This window comes from Janthinobacterium sp. OK676 (assembly GCF_900103595.1).
GTDB lineage: Bacteria > Pseudomonadota > Gammaproteobacteria > Burkholderiales > Burkholderiaceae_D > Janthinobacterium.
This window is the reverse complement of sequence record NZ_FNHA01000002.1, coordinates 151247-165279: the sequence shown is the minus strand read 5'-3', so window position 1 is coordinate 165279 and position 14033 is coordinate 151247. Positions and strand designations below refer to the sequence as shown.

Genomic DNA, 14033 nt, shown 5'->3' with positions numbered 1-14033 from the left:
GGGGGCTGGGTTGGCGGGGCCGCTTGCGCAGCCCCGGCGCGGCGTTCGGTTCAGGCTCAGACGGAAGCGAGGATTTGCTGGACGGTCTGCGGATAGGCGCTATACAGGCCCGTGTTGGGCACGTGCTGCGCGGCGTCGTTGGCGGTGATGAAGGCTTCGAATGCGGCCACGTGGTTGGCTACGGGCATCAGCGCCTTGCCGCCCACGACGAACTGCAGCAGCGCGTCGAATACCTCGCCCAGCTGGGCCACGAAATCTTCGATGTAGGCATTGAAATTGCCGTCATACTCGGTGATGACGCCGATGATCAGGGTATCGGAAGTACCTGTCTTGCCGATGTTGGGCAGCAGATTGGCCTGGGAGCGGTCAAGCAGGGTGAAGCGGGCAAAGTGCACGGTACCGATATTGGTGAGTGCGGCATTGATCTTCGTCTGGTATTCCTGCAACGCGGCGGCGATGGAGATCGGATTGGTGCCGGGTAGTACCGGCATCAGTAAGCACAGTGGATTTGCCATGGAAGGCTCCTCATTACGTGGTTGTCGGGACGACCGACACTACGCCGCAGCTCCTGCTGCGTCAAAAACTATATTTTTGCATTTGTTGCTAAATGTATACTATTGCAACATGATAGTTGCCATGAAATGCGGTCTCATGTGGATAGTTGCCGGGGCTGGCCGGCGCTGGTGGACACTGTGCCGCCACGCCGCTCCGGCCTGTTTCGGGAAGCGCAAGTGGCGCCGCCGACAGCGCCGGGTTTTGGAGGGTTTATTTTTGCAGGCTGGGACGGCGCCTCAATCCTGGGCCTGGAATTCGCTGGCCGAGACGAACAGGTCCCACGAGGCGATGAACAGGGCCGCCACCACGGGGCCGATGACGAAGCCGTTCAGGCCAAACAGGGCCATGCCGCCCACGGTCGACAGCAGCACCACGTAGTCGGGCATCTTGGTGTCCTTGCCGACCAAAACGGGGCGCAGCACGTTGTCGACCAGGCCGATGACGAAGACGCCGAAGGCGGCCAGCCCTGCGCCTTGCCAGATCGCGCCCGTGGCCAGGAAGTAGACGGCCACGGGCGCCCAGACGAGGGCGGCGCCGACGGCCGGCAGCAGCGACAGGAAGGCCATCAGCACGGCCCACAGCAGGGGCGCCGGCACGTCGAGGAACCAGAACGCCAGGCCGCCGAGGGCACCCTGGGCGATCGCCACGAGGATGTTGCCCTTCACGGTGGCACGGATCACGGTGGTGAAATTGGTGAACAGGCGCTGCTTGTACTTGCGGCTCAGCGGCACGGCGCCCTTGATGCGGGCCGACAGGGCCGAACCATCGCGCATGAGGAAAAACAGCAGGTACAGCATGATGCACAGGCTGGTGAGGAATTCAAAGGTGTACAGGCCCACGTTGATGGCTTTCACCGCCACCACCTGGCTCACCTGCGTGGCGCCCTCGGCCAGCTTGTCCTGCAGGCTGGCCAGGCTGGTCAGGTTGAAGCGGTCGAGCAAGTTGATCAGCCATTGCGGCAGCACGGCCATGATTTTATTGAAGAACATGGCGACCGTGATTTCGCCCGAACGCACCATTTCCACGACGCTGGCCGCCTGGTTCACGAGCGACACGGAAACGAGCGACAGCGGCAGGATCACGATGACGATAATCAGCAGCAAAGTCAGCAGCGACGCCAGGCCGGCGCGGCCCCTGGTTTTCAGCAGCAGCCAGCGGTACACGGGCGCGAACAGGATCGCCAGGATCACACCCCAGAAGATGGCGCCCGCATATGGCGCCAGTATCCAGCCGAAGCCGATGGTGACGATGCTCAGGAGGAGCAGGAACACTTTCTGGTGCAGCGTGAGCGTAGGCATGGGCGGTAGCGTAATGACAAGGGTTGAGTTGTCCCATCATAAGCGAGGCCCAGGGCCATGTGCTACACAATTGTCGCGATGCGTGCGCGAGCGCACCTGGCGCCGGCGGGCTGGCAACGCGGTGGCGGCAATTCCAGTAAGCTGTCGTTCCAGGCGTTCCATCCCGGGCGCCTTTGACTTCTTTTGACTTCAGGAACGCGCGTGGCCGACAATATTCACTTTTATGAACCTGCGCAGGGCCATGGCCTGCCGCATGACCCGTTCAACGCCATCGTCGGGCCGCGGCCCATCGGCTGGATCGCTTCGCGCAGCAGCGAGGGCGTGCTCAATCTGGCGCCCTACAGTTTTTTCAACGCCTTCAATTACCATCCGCCGCTGATCGGTTTTTCCAGCATCGGCCGCAAGGATACCTTGCGCAATATCGAACAGACGGGCGAATTCGTGTGGAACCTGGCCACGCGTCCGCTGGCCGGGGCGATGAACATCAGCTGCGCGCCGGCGCCGCCCGAAGTCGATGAATTCGCGCTGGCCGGCCTCACGCCAGCCGCCTCGCGCATCGTCAATGTGCCACGCGTGGCGGAAAGCCCCGTCTCCTTCGAATGCCGGCGCACGCAGATCATCGAGCTGCAAGGCCTTAATGGCGACGGTGTCGGCAGCTGGCTGGTGCTGGGGGAAGTGGTGGGCGTGCACATCGCGCGCCACCTGCTCAACGATGGCGTGTACGACACGGCGGCGGCCGCGCCGATCTTGCGCGGCGGCGGTCCGGCCGATTATTTCGAGATCGGACCGGACAGCCTGTTCCACATGCGCCGGCCCGCCTGGCCGTAACATCATGCCGGGAGCGGATGGCGCTCCCTGACGATGCCGCGATAGATCAGCCACGTCGCCACCAGGCTGATGGCGCCGGCGCCGGCCATCCAGTAGCCTGGCGCCGCCTTGTCGCCGGTGCTCTCGATCAGCAGGGTCGACACCAGCGGCGTCATGCCGCCGAAGAGCGCCGTGGCCAGGCTGTAGGCCAGCGAAAAGCCCGTCGTCCTGACGCTGGCCGGGATGATTTCCGTCAGCGCGACGATGGTGGCCCCGTTGTAGCTGCCGTACAGGAAGGACAGCCACAGCTCCACCATCAGCATGTGGTCGAAACTCGGATGGGCGACCAGCCAGGACAGGGCAGGATACGCGGTCAGCACCGTCAGCGCCGAGCACACGGCCATGATGGGCCAGCGCCCGATGCGGTCGGACAGCGCGCCCATGACGGGCAGCCAGATGAAGTTCGACAGGCCGATGCACAAGGTGACGAGCAGGCTTTCCTCGGTGCTCAGCTTGAGCACGTTCTTGCCGAAGGTCGGCGTGTAGACGGTGATCAGGTAGAACGCGACCGTCGTCAGCACGATCAGCATGGTCCCGGTGACGACCAGCGGCCAGTTGAGGGTGATGGTCTTGAGCATTTGCCGGAACGTCGGATGCGACTTGCGCGTCAGGTAGGCCTCGGTCTCCTGCAGCGAACGGCGGATGTAGAACACCACCGGGATGATGGAACAGCCGATGAAGAACGGGATGCGCCAGCCCCAGTCCGCGATGAATTCCTTGCTCAAAGTTTCGTTCAAGAAGTAGCCCAGCGCGGCGGAAAAGATGATGGCCACCTGCTGGCTGGCCGATTGCCAGCTGACGTAGTATCCCTTGTTGCCGGGTGTCGCCATCTCGGACAGGTAGACGGATACGCCGCCCAGTTCCACGCCGGCGGAAAAACCTTGCAGCAAACGCCCGATCAGCACGAGGAACGGCGCCAGCAATCCGATGGTCGCGTAGCCAGGTACGAAGGCGATCAGCGCCGTGCCGGAAGCCATGATGGCCAGGGTCAGCACCAGGCCCTTGCGGCGGCCGATGCGGTCGATATAGCTGCCGAGGATGATGGCGCCCAGCGGCCGCATGAAAAACCCTGCGCCGAAGGTGGCGAACGTCATCATCAGGGCCGCATATTCGCTGGTGGCGGGGAAGAAGGCCTTGGAAATATACGTCGCGTAAAAGCCGAACAGGAAAAAATCGTACATTTCGATGAAGTTCCCGCTCGTCACCCGGATGACGGTGGCGATGCGCGAGGGAGGACGTGCCTGTGCGCGGGGCGGTGTGGCCTCGGCGATGGGTGTGGCGGTCGATGGAGTGGCCATGATTTACCTGTTGATGAAAGATGAGTGACGTCGGCTAGTGCGTGACCGGCGCCGACGCCGGTTCCAGCCCGGTCGCTTCGATCGCGCCGGCGTTGTCGGGGGAGGCGAGGAAGCGCAGCAGGGCGCGGCCGGCCTCCGGCTGCTTGCTGCCCGGGACCAGGGCGGCCGAAAACTGCGTCATCTGCTGCACTTCCGGCGGCAGCAGGCCGACGATGGCGATGCCCTCGACCGGCAGCAGTTCGCTGCGCTGCTGGCAGCCGAAATCGGCGTCGCCGTGCGCGATGATTTCACCGACGGGGGTGGCGGGGATCTTTGCCGCCTTGCCCTGCATCTGTTCCGAAATCTGCAGTTTCTTCATCAGCTGCTTCTCGATGTATTCGCCGCTGGCGCTGTCCGAATAGGCCACCTTGTGCGCCTGCAGGAAAGCGCTGCGCAAGCCTTCGGTGGTGCTGATGTCGGGCTTGGCCGCGCCGCGCCGCACGGCGCAGGCAATCGGCGAATTGGCCAGCACCACCTTGCTGCCGGGGACCAAACGGCCTTCCTGCATCAGCTTGTCGAGCGCGTCGCCCACCATGATGACGACGTCGATCTGCTCGCCGCGTGCCAGGCGCGCGGGAATCGCATTTTTTGTCGTGCCCATCGATGGTCCCCATTCGGAGACCAGATGGTCGCCGCTGGCGCGTTCGTAGGCGGGCGCCAGGTTTTTGTAGGCCTGGGCGAAACCGCCCGAGCTGACCACGCGCAGTTCGGCGGCGTGGGCCGCGCCGGCGGCGAGCAGCATGAAGCCGGCCAGCAGGGGGGCGGATCGCCGCATCAGGGTATGTGGAAGCATGGTTGTTTCTCCTGTCGTTAAAATTTGTGCATGAGGCCGAGCGTCAAGCCCATGCCGTGACGGTCGTTGGCCCGCGTGCCGGTGACGCCGGCCGCATCGCCTTGCCACAGGGTGTAGTCCGATTCGAGGTACAGGGTGGAGCGCGGCGACAGCGTTTTTTCCAGGTAGGCGAAAGCGCGCTGGAAGCCGTCATCGACGTGGCCCGTGGCGCTGCGGCGCACCTTGTAATAGGCGGTCGTGAGCAGCAGGTCCTGCGCCAATTGCCGGCTCACGCCGGCCGATGCCACGTTTTGGCGGACGGATTTGCCGGCGCCCGCGTCGGCGCGGTTGACGCCCAGATTGGCCTTGAACTGCCAGGCGTCCACCTTGTAGGCGGCGCCCACGGTGGCGGCGTCGAGGTTGAGGTTGTCGCGATTGCGAAAGCGCATCGCCGCCCCGGAGACGGCCAGGCCAGCCTGCTGGTACGTCAGGGCGCCGCCCCAGGTCGACAATGGCGACGCGGCGCCCGCCACTTCGCCGAACGAGTAGGCGGCGCGCGCCACCACCGGCCCGAGGCTGGCGCTGGCTTTCACCATGTTGTCGAGCCGGTAGAAGTTGTCGGCATAGCCGCTGCTGCCGTATTGCTGTCCGAACGAGTGCCGGCCAAAAGCCGTGTTGCTCAAGCCGGTGATGTTGACGTTGGGATTGAACGAAGCGTAGCGGATGCCCAGCGGGTCCACCGGCGCGATGGCGTCGGCCAGCAAGGTCGCCTGGCGGCCCAGCGTCACGGACCCGAGCGGCGTCTTGAGCCCGACCCAGGCCTGCCGGTCGAACAACTTGTCGGATTTGGCCGCGCTGCCCGTGTCCAGATTGAGTCCGCCCTCGAGGCGGTACAGCGCCTGCCAGCCGCCGCCGAGGTCTTCCTGGCCGCGCAAGCCCCAGCGGCTCGTGTTGTTGATGCCGCTGCTGATGGCGGGCGTGGTGCCGCCGGCGATGGGGGCGTTGGCGGCGTTCAAGCCCTTGCCATAGCGGATGCCGGCATCCGCGATGCCATAGAAAACCGCGCTGCTCTGGGCCAGGCTGGTGCCGCTGGCCGCCAACAACAGCGCGAACGTGGAACAATGTCGCATGGTGTCTCCATCTTTTTTTGGGTGATGCCTTCTTGGCGAGGCTCAGCATTAAGACCCCATCATCGTTGAAATGGCATAATTTGATAATTGCAATTTTTCCGGGGATTAATGCATGCAGCGCATCAATTACGAACTTCACGATTTGCAGGCCTTCGTGGCCGTGGCCGAGCGCAACAGCTTTCGCCAGGCCGCGGCCGACCTGTTCCTGTCGCAGCCGGCGCTCAGCCGCCGCATCGAAAAACTGGAAGATGCGCTGGGGGTCAAGCTGTTCGAGCGCACCACCCGGCGCGTGCAGCTGACCAATGTGGGGCAGGTGTTCCTGGTGAATGTGCGCGATGCGCTCAACGGCCTCGAGGATGCCGTGCTCGGGGTCGCCGACCTGGCCGCGCACCGTACCGGGACGGTGACGTTCGCCTGCGTGCCTTCGGCCGTGTGGCACTTCCTGCCGGACGTGCTCAAGCGTTTCAGCGCGCAGTTCCCGAAAATCCGCGTGCGCGTGCATGACGAAAGCGCGCAGGACGTGCTCAATCTCGTGCTGACCGGAGAGGCGGACTTCGGCATCTGCTTTACCGGCGCGGAAAATCCGGAGATCCATTTCCAGCCCATCTATGTCGAGACCTACGTGCTGGCGATGCGCAACGATCACCGACTGGCCAGGCGCAAGAAGCTGAGCTGGAAGGATACCGTCGACGAACGCTATATCTCGGTGGCCAAGTCGAGCGGCAACCGCAGCGTGCTCGACGCGGCACTGGCCGGCGTGGAAAAGCATCCGTGGATCTCGTGCGAGGTCAACCACGTGTCAGGCATCTTGGCGCTGGTGGAGTCGGGACTGGGCGTGGCGGCGGTGCCGGGGTTGTCCATCTTGCCGGAGCGGCAAGGCACGGTGATCGGCGTGCCGCTCGTCAATCCTGTCGTGAAACGGACGCTGGGCTTGATCAGCCGGCATCAGCACGCGATGCCGCCCGCGTCACGCACCCTGTTCGACATGATGGTTGCGAGCATAGGCAAGCAGGGGCGGCGGGCATGAGCGCGGTGCTAGGCTGTCTCCCGCTGCGAGCGGCGATAGTCGAGCGGCGTGCTGCCCACCAGTTCCGCAAAACTGCGGCTGAAATGGGCCTGGTCAAAAAAGCCCAGTTCCTGCGCCAGGCTGGCCAGGTCGGGCGCATCGGGCTGCGCCAGGCGCCAGATCGCTTCCTGCAGGCGGTAGCGCTGGATCACCCATTTTGGCGGCACGCCCACGTAGTTGGCGAACAGGCGCTGCAGCCGGCGTTCGCCGATGCCCATTTTTTCGCACAGCTGCGCCACGCTCGCCGGGCCATTGTGGGCCGCCGCCGCGGCAGTCAGCCTGGCGGCCAGGAGGGCCGCGTCATCGACCTGCGGCAGCCTTGCCAGCAGCGGCGCCTGTGCTTGCGCCACCATGGCCGTATCGTCGGCTTGCAGCAACACCAGCGCTTCGGCTTGTGCGGCCGGCATGCCCAGCAGGGCATCGGCGGCGATGGTCGCGTCGGTGAACGATGACAGGGGCTGCGTGATGAACGGGCGCAGGCCGCCCGGCGCGAAACGCACGCCCAGCACCTTGCCCGCGCCGTTCAAGGGCCGGTCGAAGGCGCCGCGCACCACGCCATGGATGGCGGTGCGCTCAAGGTCGAATACCAGGTGCGCGTTCGGGTAGGGCAGTACGCGCTGCGTCTCCGGCGCGCAGCCCCGCCTGTCCCATTCGACCACCCAGAAGTACTCGATGAACGGCGCCAGCGCGCCAGCCGGTGGATAGGTCGCCAGCCGTATGCGCCGCGCCGCCGCCTGCGGGTCGACGATGCCTTTGGGCGTCAGCCCGCGCGCGGCGAGCACATTGCGCGTGCTGTCGGCTTTATCCAATATTTGTCTCCTGCGCGGCCTTAAGCTGCTTGTCTCTCATCGATTAAAGTGGAATCATGAAATCACAGAGTTTGTCGGCCCTGATGCTGGCCGCCTGTTGTCTATCGGTGGCGCCAGCCGGCGCCGCTTCATCTGCAGAAGGGGATCATCGCATGCATGTACACGCTACGGGAAGTTTCAGCATCACCATGACGCCATCCGCGGCGCCCCAGCGCTCGGGGCGCACGACCCTGGGCAAGGTGCTGCTCGATAAAGTCTATGCCGGCGACTTGGTCGCCACGGCGAAGGGCGAGATGCTCAGTGCCGTCACCGACACCAAGGGCGCGGCCGGTTATGTTGCCATGGAAGCCATCACGGGCGTGCTGCAGGGCAGGGAAGGCAGCTTCGTGGCGCAGCATGCGGGCACCATGGCCGATGGCAAGCAGCTGCTGTCCATCGTCATCGTGCCGCATTCCGGCACGGGGCAGCTGACGGGCATCAGCGGGACCTTGGCCATCCGCATTGAAAACGGCCAGCATTTCTACGACATCGACTATTCGCTGCCGGAGTAGGGCGAACCATGGACAGAAATCCTGTACTCGCTGGTGCGGTCAAGGCTTTTCAAGTAGGTCGGATGAGCGGCAAGGCCGCGTAATCCGACACCGCCACCAGCGTCAACGATGTTGTCGGATTACGGCCCGCAGGGCCTAATCCGACCTACCCAGTATCGATGTCACATTGTCGGTGCCGGGCGCGCCGAACAGCTGCTGTTTGAGTAGGTGCAGCTGGTCGCGCACTTGCGCCGCTTTTTCGAACTCCAGGTTTTTGGCGTGGTCGACCATCAGTTTTTCCAGGCGCTTGATTTCCTTGCTGACCTGCTTCTCGCTCATCGATTCGAACTTGGCCGCTTCCTGCGCCACTTGCAGGGTTTCGCGCGCTTCCTGCGGGCTGTAGACGCCGTCGATCATTTCGCGGATCGATTTCTTCACGCCGATCGGGATGATGTTGTTGGCCGTATTGAAGGCGATCTGCTTGGCGCGGCGGCGCTCCGTCTCGTCGATGGCGCGGCGCATGGAGTCCGTGATGCGGTCGCCGTACAAAATCGCCGTGCCGTTCAGGTTACGCGCGGCGCGGCCGATGGTCTGGATCAGGCTGCGCTCGGAGCGCAAAAAGCCTTCCTTGTCCGCGTCGAGGATGGCGACCAGCGATACTTCCGGCAAGTCCAGGCCCTCGCGCAGCAGGTTGATCCCCACCAGCACGTCGAAGGTGCCCAGGCGCAGGTCGCGCAGGATTTCCACGCGCTCCACCGTCTCGATATCGCTGTGCAGGTAGCGCACCTTGATGCCATGGTCGCCCAGGTATTCCGTCAATTGCTCCGACATGCGCTTGGTGAGCGTGGTCACCAGCACGCGCTCGTCCTTCTTGATGCGTTCGACGATTTCCGACATCAGGTCGTCCACCTGGCTGCTGGCGGGGCGCACGATGATCTGCGGGTCGACCAGGCCCGTGGGGCGCACGACCTGTTCGACCACCTGGTCGGAATGGTTCTTTTCGTATTCGGCCGGCGTGGCCGAGACGAACACGGTCTGGCGCATCTTCTGCTCGAATTCCTCGAATTTCAAGGGGCGGTTGTCGAGCGCCGACGGCAGGCGGAAGCCATAGTCGACGAGGTTCGTCTTGCGCGAGCGGTCGCCGTTGTACATGGCGCTCAGCTGGCCCGTCAGCACGTGCGACTCGTCGAGGAACATGATGGCGTCGGGCGGCAGGTAGTCGACCAGGGTCGGCGGCGGTTCGCCCGGCAGGGCGCCGGACAGGTGGCGCGAGTAGTTTTCGATGCCTTTCGTAAAACCGATTTCCGCCATCATTTCGAGGTCGAAGCGCGTGCGCTGTTCCAGCCGCTGCTCCTCGATCAGTTTGTTCTCCTTGCGGAAGAATTCGAGGCGCTCGCGCAGCTCGTCCTTGATGGTTTCCACGGCGCGCAGCACGGTGGAGCGGGGCGTCACGTAATGCGAGCCCGGATACACGGTGAAGCGGGGGATCTTTTGCCGTACGCGGCCCGTCAGCGGGTCGAACAGCTGGATCGATTCGATCTCGTCGTCGAACATTTCCAGGCGCACGGCCAGCTCCGCATGCTCGGCGGGGAAAATGTCGATCGTGTCGCCGCGCACGCGGAAGGTGCCGCGGCCGAAATCGACTTCGTTGCGCGTGTACTGCATCTGGATCAGGCGCGCGATGACGTCGCGCTGGGCGACTTTGTCTTTTACGCGCAACGTCAGGATCATCTGGTGGTATTCGTTCGGATTGCCGATACCGTAGATGGCCGAGACGGTGGCGACGATGATGACGTCGCGCCGTTCCATCAGCGACTTGGTGCACGACAGGCGCATCTGTTCGATATGCTCGTTGATCGACGAGTCCTTTTCGATGAACAGGTCGCGCTGCGGCACGTAGGCTTCAGGCTGGTAGTAATCGTAGTAGCTGACGAAGTATTCGACCGCGTTTTGCGGGAAGAAATCGCGGAATTCGCTGTACAGCTGCGCGGCCAGGGTCTTGTTGGGCGCAAAGACGATGGCGGGCCGGCCCATGCGCGCGATGACGTTGGCCATGGTGTAGGTCTTGCCCGAACCGGTCACGCCCAGCAGGGTCTGGAAGGCCAGTCCGTCGGCGATGCCCTCGGACAATTGGTCGATCGCCGTGGGCTGGTCACCGGCCGGAGGGAAGGGCTGATGCAGCTTGAACGGGGAGTCCGGGAAAGAGATAATTGCGCTTTCCGCCTCGCTGGCGGTAGATAATTCGGGCATGTGAATCAGACCTTTGTTAGAATAGTGCTCTGCTGGCGGCCCTGGCGTTGTATTTTGGGGCGCTGTCTACAACTCCGCTGTGAACCTGCTTCCAATCGAATCCAATCTTATCATGACGAACCCAACTGTTTCTGCCAGTCTGTTTAGCGCCATCGAGATGGCCCCACGCGACCCGATCCTGGGCATCACCGAAGCATTTAACGCGGACCAGAATCCCGCCAAAATCAATCTGGGCGTTGGCGTCTATTATGACGACAACGGCAAAGTGCCTCTGTTAGCTTGCGTACGCAAGGCAGAAGCCATCCTGATCGAACAGGCGGCGCCACGCACCTATCTGCCGATCGAAGGCCTGGCCGCCTACGACAAGGCTGTGCAAGAACTCGTATTTGGCGCCGACAGCGCCGTTATTCAAGAGCGCCGCGCCGTCACCGTGCAAGCCATCGGCGGCACGGGCGCACTGAAGATCGGCGCCGACTTCCTGCAGCGCTTCGCGCCGGGCGCGCAAGTCTACATCAGCGACCCGAGCTGGGAAAACCACCGCGCGCTGTTTGAAAACGCCGGTTTCGTCGTGAATAACTATACGTACTACGATGCCGCCACCCATGGCGTGAACTTCGATGGCATGCTGGCCAGCCTGAACGCCATGCCAGCCGGTTCCGTCGTCGTGCTGCACGCCTGCTGCCACAACCCGACCGGCGCCGACCTGAGCGTGGCCCAGTGGGATCAGATCATCAGCGTGGTGACTTCGCGCGGCCTGGTACCGTTCCTGGACATGGCCTACCAAGGCTTCGCCAACGGCATCGCCGAAGACGGCGCCGTGGTGCGCCGCTTTGCCGACGCGGGCGGCCCGCTGCTGGTGTCGAACTCGTTCTCGAAATCGTTCTCGCTGTACGGCGAGCGCGTGGGCGCCCTGAGCGTCGTCGCCTCGAGCGCCGACGAAGCGGCCCGTTTGCTGTCGCAGCTGAAGCGCGTCGTGCGCACCAACTACTCGAACCCGCCTACGCATGGCGGCAAGGTGGTCGCCACCGTCCTGGCCACGCCGGAACTGCGCCAGCTGTGGGAAGAGGAACTGGCCGGCATGCGCGTGCGCATCCGCGAAATGCGCAATGCCTTCGTGGAAAAGCTGAAAGCCAAGGCGCCAGGCCACGATTTCGAATTCGTGCGCCAGCAAATCGGCATGTTCTCGTACTCGGGCCTCACCAAGGAGCAGGTGGCGTCCTTGCGCGAGCAATCGATCTACGCCGTCGACACGGGCCGTATCTGCGTGGCAGCATTGAATTCGCGCAATATCGACATCGTCATTGACGCGATCGCCAAAGTGCTTTAATATCTTGCTTCTTCGGCGCTGCATGCAAGTGCGGCGCTGATGGCGGTAGAAAGTCGGCGATGGCCGTGTTTGTCAAGATGCAGCATGAGTCTTGCAAATATGGAACAAGCGACATATAATATTGCCTCTTTTCCCTGATAGCTCAGTTGGTAGAGCGACGGACTGTTAATCCGCAGGTCCCTGGTTCGAGTCCAGGTCGGGGAGCCAGAATTCGAAAGGCCACGTTGAACAACGTGGCCTTTTTTGTTTTTGCGCCGCTGGCGCATAGCTTGGGCCACGGTAAGATTTCCCCTATGGAAATCTGGACAGCACCCGGTTTGGCCTATATAATACTGCCTCTTTTCCCTGATAGCTCAGTTGGTAGAGCGACGGACTGTTAATCCGCAGGTCCCTGGTTCGAGTTTTGGTTGGTGCAGCAGCAGAAAGCCCAGCCTTGAACGGTTGGGCTTTTTGCATTTCAGCGCGTCGCGATTGGTGCCGGCAGGGTCCCGATGATCGCCTGCTGGAATTTTTCCGGTTCATCCTGGTGTATCTGGTGTCCCGACTGTTCGAATACAAACAGCCCTTTCCTGGGCGCCTGCAGCTGCTCAAAATAGTCTTGCGTGATGCGGGTGGAGGTCTGGATGTCGTTCTTGCCAACGAAGAAATAGATCGGGCAGTCGACTTTCTTCAAGGTTGTCGGCAAATCGATATGCATGACTTCGTTCCACACGGGCGACCAGGCTTTGGACCATTGCAGGAAGCCGGTCTTGAAACCATCGCTGGTGGCGAATGTTTTCCCCTCTTTATGGAAAAGCCATTTGCGCAGGTAAAACAGGTCTTCATCCTGTTGAAAGGGAATATGCACTTGCGCCAGTTCCTGGCTGGCGGCGGCATCGTCCCGGAAATGCGTCTTCAAATCGGCCAGCAATGCCTTTTCGCTGGCCAGCTGGCTGATGACGGGATTGACGGCGAAATAGGCATGCAGCAGTTCAGGATGCTGTTCGACGATATGAAAACCGAGCACATTGCCCCAGGAGCTGCCCAGCAAGTATATTTTTTCCTGCCTGAGCTCTTTTCGTAAAAATGTGATGACCTGGTAGGTATCCTGCTCCATTTGCGCGACGGAAGGCTGGCTAGGCGACGGATTCAATGCCAGGGTTTTTCCCGCATCGCGCTGGTCCCACTGCACCAGCGTGAATCTGTTTTTCAGGATGGCGGTGAAGGCATCCGCGTTCTTCATCATCGAACTTCCCGGCCCGCCCGATAAAAAGAGCAGAACAGGTTTTTTTGCGTCATCTGTCTTGATTTGCACAAACTGCCTGATCCCGCCGATGTCCGGTGTCAGCAGCGCGTCGATGGCAAGCGCTTGCGCTTTGCATGCAGAAAACGGCATCAGGGTGATGAATAGCACTGCCAGTAGCTTTGTCATGGTCCGAGATGGTTGCCTGCGGGTAGGGGATGTCCATGAGGGATCTTATCCGAATAACATGTTGTGTATGGAAAATATGTGCGGCGTGGCGGGCCGCTGCCTGTGGGCTTTCCCGTTTTGCGCTATCCTGAATGCAACCCCATAGGAGAGCTGCCGCCATGACCTGTTCAATCCCGTTGCGCCATATCGTCCTGTGTGATTTTCTCGAGGACATCACACCGGCCAAGCATGCCGAGCTGGTCTATGAGTTTTCCCAGCTTAAACACCGCATTCCCGGCGTGCTGCAATTCGAATGGGGGCCGAACGTGAGTCCGGAAGGTCTCGATGACGGCTTTACCGATTGTTTTACCTTGACCTTCGATGGCGCCAGCGCGCGCGACGTGTACCTGGCCCATCCGGCCCATCTGGCCTTTGTCGAGCTCCTCAAGCCATGGCTGGGACGGGTGCTGGTATTTGACTATCAGCCCCGGGAAAATCCGGGCTGAGTGTCGCCGTGCGTAAATTTTTTGGCGTAAATCTGGACAACTGAAAATTTGCCCTATAGAATGCGGCCTCTTTTCCCTGATAGCTCAGTTGGTAGAGCGACGGACTGTTAATCCGCAGGTCCCTGGTTCGAGTCCAGGTCGGGGAGCCAGAACATCAGCAGTATCGAAAAGCCCAGCCTTCCCGGTTGGGCTTTTT

Annotated in this window: 13 protein-coding genes and 2 tRNA genes; 7 read left to right on the top strand and 8 right to left on the bottom strand. The window is 62.2% G+C overall.

Annotated elements, in window-relative coordinates; translation table 11 throughout:
- Nucleotides 1–56 precede the first annotated feature (56 nt).
- Nucleotides 57–515: a hypothetical protein gene (locus tag BLU39_RS04380; RefSeq protein WP_139178157.1), complete on the bottom strand. Its 459-nt coding sequence runs from the start codon at nucleotides 513–515 to the stop codon at nucleotides 57–59.
- 276 nt (nucleotides 516–791) lie between these two features.
- On the bottom strand, nucleotides 792–1853 hold the full coding sequence (locus BLU39_RS04375) for an AI-2E family transporter (RefSeq protein WP_092710278.1): 1062 nt from the start codon (nucleotides 1851–1853) through the stop codon (nucleotides 792–794).
- Nucleotides 1854–2054: 201 nt separating this feature from the next.
- Here BLU39_RS04375 and BLU39_RS04370 point away from each other — a divergent pair, with 201 nt between their 5' ends.
- A complete protein-coding gene (locus BLU39_RS04370; RefSeq protein WP_092710275.1) occupies nucleotides 2055–2681 on the top strand; it encodes a flavin reductase family protein in 627 nt (208 codons plus the stop codon).
- 2 nt (nucleotides 2682–2683) lie between these two features.
- Here the strand turns inward: BLU39_RS04370 and BLU39_RS04365 are convergent, their stop codons facing one another.
- Genes BLU39_RS04365 through BLU39_RS04355 form a run of 3 tightly spaced genes read right to left on the bottom strand, consistent with a single transcriptional unit; the run spans nucleotide 2684 to nucleotide 5959 of the window.
- Entirely contained in the window at nucleotides 2684–4018 is a 1335-nt protein-coding gene (locus BLU39_RS04365) for an MFS transporter (protein ID WP_092710272.1), read from the bottom strand.
- A 34-nt stretch (nucleotides 4019–4052) separates the two neighbouring features.
- Nucleotides 4053–4850, bottom strand: coding sequence for a substrate-binding domain-containing protein (locus BLU39_RS04360; protein WP_198511191.1), 798 nt, complete (start codon nucleotides 4848–4850; stop codon nucleotides 4053–4055).
- A gap of 17 nt (nucleotides 4851–4867) precedes the next feature.
- Nucleotides 4868–5959 (bottom strand): porin, encoded by a 1092-nt coding sequence (locus BLU39_RS04355; RefSeq protein WP_092710263.1) that lies wholly within the window; start codon nucleotides 5957–5959, stop codon nucleotides 4868–4870.
- A gap of 112 nt (nucleotides 5960–6071) precedes the next feature.
- On the opposite strand from BLU39_RS04355, the gene BLU39_RS04350 reads away from it, so the two are divergent.
- Nucleotides 6072–6986 carry a LysR family transcriptional regulator gene (locus BLU39_RS04350; protein WP_092710260.1) on the top strand — a complete coding sequence of 305 codons (915 nt, stop codon included), beginning with the start codon at nucleotides 6072–6074 and terminating at the stop codon, nucleotides 6984–6986.
- 8 nt (nucleotides 6987–6994) lie between these two features.
- On the opposite strand, the gene BLU39_RS04345 is transcribed toward BLU39_RS04350, so the two are convergent.
- On the bottom strand, nucleotides 6995–7834 hold the full coding sequence (locus BLU39_RS04345; RefSeq protein WP_254788888.1) for a helix-turn-helix domain-containing protein: 840 nt from the start codon (nucleotides 7832–7834) through the stop codon (nucleotides 6995–6997).
- A gap of 152 nt (nucleotides 7835–7986) precedes the next feature.
- On the opposite strand from BLU39_RS04345, the gene BLU39_RS04340 reads away from it, so the two are divergent.
- A complete protein-coding gene (locus BLU39_RS04340) occupies nucleotides 7987–8385 on the top strand; it encodes a DUF3224 domain-containing protein (protein ID WP_092710258.1) in 399 nt (132 codons plus the stop codon).
- A 135-nt stretch (nucleotides 8386–8520) separates the two neighbouring features.
- On the opposite strand, the gene uvrB is transcribed toward BLU39_RS04340, so the two are convergent.
- Nucleotides 8521–10614, bottom strand: coding sequence for an excinuclease ABC subunit UvrB (gene uvrB, locus BLU39_RS04335; protein ID WP_092710255.1), 2094 nt, complete (start codon nucleotides 10612–10614; stop codon nucleotides 8521–8523).
- Between the two features lie 112 nt (nucleotides 10615–10726).
- On the opposite strand from uvrB, the gene BLU39_RS04330 reads away from it, so the two are divergent.
- Nucleotides 10727–11941: an amino acid aminotransferase gene (locus BLU39_RS04330; RefSeq protein WP_175539211.1), complete on the top strand. Its 1215-nt coding sequence runs from the start codon at nucleotides 10727–10729 to the stop codon at nucleotides 11939–11941.
- A gap of 131 nt (nucleotides 11942–12072) precedes the next feature.
- Nucleotides 12073–12148 (top strand) — tRNA-Asn (locus BLU39_RS04325).
- Between the two features lie 250 nt (nucleotides 12149–12398).
- On the opposite strand, the gene BLU39_RS04320 is transcribed toward BLU39_RS04325, so the two are convergent.
- On the bottom strand, nucleotides 12399–13316 hold the full coding sequence (locus BLU39_RS04320; protein ID WP_302848393.1) for an alpha/beta fold hydrolase: 918 nt from the start codon (nucleotides 13314–13316) through the stop codon (nucleotides 12399–12401).
- 194 nt (nucleotides 13317–13510) lie between these two features.
- On the opposite strand from BLU39_RS04320, the gene BLU39_RS04315 reads away from it, so the two are divergent.
- Together BLU39_RS04315 and BLU39_RS04310 are read left to right on the top strand one after the other, a co-directional pair.
- A complete protein-coding gene (locus BLU39_RS04315; RefSeq protein WP_092710249.1) occupies nucleotides 13511–13837 on the top strand; it encodes a Dabb family protein in 327 nt (108 codons plus the stop codon).
- A 73-nt stretch (nucleotides 13838–13910) separates the two neighbouring features.
- Nucleotides 13911–13986, top strand: a tRNA-Asn gene (locus tag BLU39_RS04310).
- Nucleotides 13987–14033 lie beyond the last annotated feature (47 nt).

Coding starts and splice junctions, on each gene's coding strand:
- BLU39_RS04380 (WP_139178157.1), bottom strand. CDS start 515: ATGGCAAATCCACTGTGCTTACTGATGCCGGTACTACCCGGCACCAAT.
- BLU39_RS04375 (WP_092710278.1), bottom strand. CDS start 1,853: ATGCCTACGCTCACGCTGCACCAGAAAGTGTTCCTGCTCCTCCTGAGC.
- BLU39_RS04365 (WP_092710272.1), bottom strand. CDS start 4,018: ATGGCCACTCCATCGACCGCCACACCCATCGCCGAGGCCACACCGCCC.
- BLU39_RS04360 (WP_198511191.1), bottom strand. CDS start 4,850: ATGCTTCCACATACCCTGATGCGGCGATCCGCCCCCCTGCTGGCCGGC.
- BLU39_RS04355 (WP_092710263.1), bottom strand. CDS start 5,959: ATGCGACATTGTTCCACGTTCGCGCTGTTGTTGGCGGCCAGCGGCACC.
- BLU39_RS04350 (WP_092710260.1), top strand. CDS start 6,072: ATGCAGCGCATCAATTACGAACTTCACGATTTGCAGGCCTTCGTGGCC.
- BLU39_RS04340 (WP_092710258.1), top strand. CDS start 7,987: ATGCATGTACACGCTACGGGAAGTTTCAGCATCACCATGACGCCATCC.
- uvrB (WP_092710255.1), bottom strand. CDS start 10,614: ATGCCCGAATTATCTACCGCCAGCGAGGCGGAAAGCGCAATTATCTCT.
- BLU39_RS04330 (WP_175539211.1), top strand. CDS start 10,727: ATGACGAACCCAACTGTTTCTGCCAGTCTGTTTAGCGCCATCGAGATG.
- BLU39_RS04320 (WP_302848393.1), bottom strand. CDS start 13,316: ATGCCGTTTTCTGCATGCAAAGCGCAAGCGCTTGCCATCGACGCGCTG.
- BLU39_RS04315 (WP_092710249.1), top strand. CDS start 13,511: ATGACCTGTTCAATCCCGTTGCGCCATATCGTCCTGTGTGATTTTCTC.